At 64.0% G+C, this 3,293-nt stretch carries 3 protein-coding genes and 1 pseudogene; 2 read left to right on the forward strand and 2 right to left on the reverse strand.

What is annotated here, in order from left to right:
* Together AHiyo1_RS15030 and AHiyo1_RS15035 are read right to left on the reverse strand one after the other, a co-directional pair.
* Nucleotides 1–412 (reverse strand): TRAM domain-containing protein (locus tag AHiyo1_RS15030; RefSeq protein WP_113990675.1); only part of this gene is annotated, 412 nt, incomplete at its 3' end.
* Nucleotides 412–2,381 (reverse strand): annotated as a pseudogene (locus AHiyo1_RS15035) (APC family permease). The pseudogene AHiyo1_RS15035 and the gene AHiyo1_RS15030, both read right to left, overlap by 1 nt.
* A 110-nt stretch (nt 2,382–2,491) precedes the next feature.
* Between AHiyo1_RS15035 and AHiyo1_RS15040 the strand changes: the two are divergent.
* Both AHiyo1_RS15040 and AHiyo1_RS26940 read left to right on the forward strand, forming a co-directional pair.
* The gene (locus AHiyo1_RS15040) at nt 2,492–3,166 is read left to right on the forward strand and encodes a potassium channel family protein (RefSeq protein WP_059389103.1); all 675 of its coding nucleotides are present in this window, start codon (nt 2,492–2,494) and stop codon (nt 3,164–3,166) included.
* Nucleotides 3,163–3,293: FAD-dependent oxidoreductase (locus AHiyo1_RS26940; protein ID WP_253257381.1), on the forward strand; the 131-nt coding region annotated here is incomplete at its 3' end. The genes AHiyo1_RS15040 and AHiyo1_RS26940, both read left to right, overlap by 4 nt.

Below are 3,293 nucleotides of genomic sequence, written 5' to 3' on the forward strand. Positions count from 1 at the left end.
CGAGTTCGACGCCGGCGAGCCGCTTCAACTGTTCGGCGAGGACTTCGGACTTGAGCAGCCGTTGCCGTTCCAGTGTTACGTGCCCGAGTTCCGCGCCGCCCACGGGCGGACCGCCCTTGCGCCAGGCGGCAAGAGAGTCGGCGAGCGGCCAGAAATGGCGCGTCCGGTCGTCTGACGCTTCCAGGACGTCGACGACGTCGGCACGCCAGAAACGGGAAGACTCTCCTGCGTCGGTCAGCCGGACCCGGACCTTCTCCCCCGGGATGCCGTGCCGGACAAAAATAACCCGGCCTTCGTGCCGTGCGACAAAGTGGCCGCCATGGGCGATGGGGCCGACGTCCACCACCAGCTCCGTGGCAGCTCCGTCCTGGGCCGTGGGCGAGCTGGACTCGGTGTTGATCGGGTGGGTCATCAGGTATCCTGCAATGCCTTTGCTTCTTCGGAGGATTTCAATTGCCAGGGGACGCTGGCCACCATGACGCCGGGTTCAAAGTGGAGCCTGGCCTTGATGCGCAAGGCGGTCTGGTTGTGGACGAGCTGTTCCCACCACTTGCCGACGACGTATTCCGGGATGTAGACGACGATCAGGTCGCGCGGGGAATCGCGGCGCATGTTCTTGACGTAGTCCAGGATCGGCGTGACGGTTTCGCGGTACGGGCTCGCCAAAACGGTCAGCGGCACAGGGATGTCCAGCTTGTCCCAGGCCTCGACGGTGTGCGCGGTTTCCTCGTGGTCGATGTCGACGATGATGGCGTCCAGCCGGGACGGCCTCGCGCCCGCGCGTAGGCGAGGCGCGCAGCACCGGTTTGCGGACGTGGGACACCAGGAGCACGGCATGGACGGGTAGGCAATGCACGCGGGGAAGAATCCTCGTCAACGGCCAGTTCCTTGGCCACGTTGTCGTAGTGGGCGCGGATGCTCCACATGATGAGGAACAGGACGAACATCGCGAGAAGGGCGATCCAGGCACCCTGTTCGAACTTGGTGATCAGCACGATGGTCAACACCAGCGCCGTCATGGCGAAGCCGAGCATGTTGATGGTGCGGGACTTCACGATCCTGAGGCGGAGGGCTTTGTCCTGCGCAAGTTTGAGTTCCCTGCCCCAGTGACGCACCATGCCCAACTGGCTCATCGTGAAGGAAATGAAGACGCCCACGATGTACAGCTGGATGAGCTTGGTGACATCGGCGTTGAAGGAAATGATGAGGACCAAGGCGCCGGCAGCAAGGGCGAGGACGCCGTTGCTGAAGGCCAGGCGGTCTCCGCGGGTCCGAAGCTGGCGGGGAAGGTAGCCGTCCTGGGCGAGGATGGACCCCAGGACCGGGAATCCGTTGAACGCCGTGTTGGAGGCGAAGACGAGGATGACGCCCGTCGCGGCGACAACAACGTAGAACGGGATGGACCCGGCGCCGAAGATCGTCTGTGCAATCTGGCTGATGGCAGGGTTCTGGATGTAGTCGTCCGGGAGCGGCTGGCCATGCAGGAGGAATTCCTTGGCCGGATCCAGCACGATGTGGACCTTGGTGGCATTGGCAAGGTAGATGATGCCCGCGAGCATGGCCGAGGCGATGACGCCGAGCAGCAAGAGCGTAGTGGCGGCGTTCTTGCTCTTGGGCTTCTTGAAGTTCGGCACACCGTTGCTGATGGCCTCCACACCGGTCAGTGCGGCTGCGCCGGAGGAGAAAGCCCGCAGCAGCAGGAACGCACCTGCCAGGCCCACGAGTCCCTGGTCGAATCCCTCTTGCGGGACGATGGTGAAGGCTGCAGAGGGAGCCTGGCCGAGTTGGCCCGTGGCCGCCTGGAAGATACCGACGGCCGTCATGCCCAGGATGGAGAACATGAAGATGTAGGTGGGAACCGCGAAGACACTGCCCGCTTCCTTGATTCCGCGCAGGTTGACGAGTGCCAGGACGATGACGCCGACTGTGGCGATGAGCGCCTGCTGCCCGTGCAGCGAGGGGATCGCCGTGGTCAGGTACGCCGCGGCGGAGGACATCGACACTGCGACGGTGAGGACGTAGTCCACCAACAACGCGGCGGCGACGGTCAGGCCAGCGAACTTCCCCAGGTTGACGTTGGCGATTTCGTAGTCGCCGCCACCGGAAGGGTAGGCGTGGACGTTCTGCCGGTACGAGGCAACAACCGTGAGCAAGACCACCATGACCGCGAGGCCTACGAGCGGCGAAATAGCCACGGCACTCACGCCCGCGAGGGCCAGCGTCAGCAGGATTTCGTCAGGGGCGTACGCCACGGAGGACAGGGCGTCCGAGGCGAAAATCGGCAGGGCAATGCGCTTGGGAAGCAGGGTGTGGGCCAGGCGGTCGTTCCGGAACGGCCGCCCCACCAACACCCGCTTCGCGGCGTTGAGAATTGTCAGCACTCCGCAAAGCTACTCTGAATCGAACGCGATGTCATGACGGCGGACTGGCTTCCGCGACTTGCCCCGGTAGAGTCTTACCGAGCGGCATGCATAAGAGTGAAGGAGAAACCGTGGCTCACTTTGTGATCATGGGTTGCGGACGAGTTGGCGCAACGTTGGCGCACACCTTGGAAGACGCCGGCCATTCGGTGGCAATCATCGACCAGGACGACCGTGCTTTCCGCCGCCTGCGCAGCGGGTTCACCGGCAGGAAAGTCACCGGCGTCGGCTTCGACCGGGACACCCTCAAGCAGGCAGGTTGCGAGGAAGCGTACGCCTTCGCCGCCGTCTCCAGCGGTGACAACTCCAATATCCTCGCCACCCGGGTAGCCCGTGAGACTTTCCATGTTTCGCATGTTGTTGCACGCATCTACGATCCCGGCCGCGCCGAAATCTACCAGCGCCTGGGCATCCCCACGGTAGCCGCCGTGCGCTGGAGCGCGGACCAGGTCCTGCGCCGGATCCTGCCTGAGCAACACTTGGCGGGCGACTACCGCGAACCCTCGGGCCGGTTGGTTTTGTCCGAAGTGGACCTCGACCAAGGCTGGATCGGGCACCCGCTGACTGCCATCGAGGCAGCATCCGGAATCCGTGTCGCTTTCCTCACCCGTTTTGGAGAGGGCGTCCTGCCCCAGGCCGGAACGGCGTACCAGGAGGGCGACACCGTGCACGCCATGTTGAATCTGGACCGCAGCGCCGAGGTGGCGCGCATCCTTTCCAGCGCACCTGCCAAGGAGTCTGAGTGAAAGTCGTTATTGTCGGCGCGGGCAGCGTCGGTTCATCGATCGCGCGTGAATTGCTCGCCCACAAACACGAGATCATGCTGATCGACCTCAAACCGGAGGTCATCGGTCGCAGCGGGCTCCGCGGGGC

This window comes from Arthrobacter sp. Hiyo1 (assembly GCF_001263615.2).
Taxonomy (GTDB): domain Bacteria; phylum Actinomycetota; class Actinomycetes; order Actinomycetales; family Micrococcaceae; genus Arthrobacter.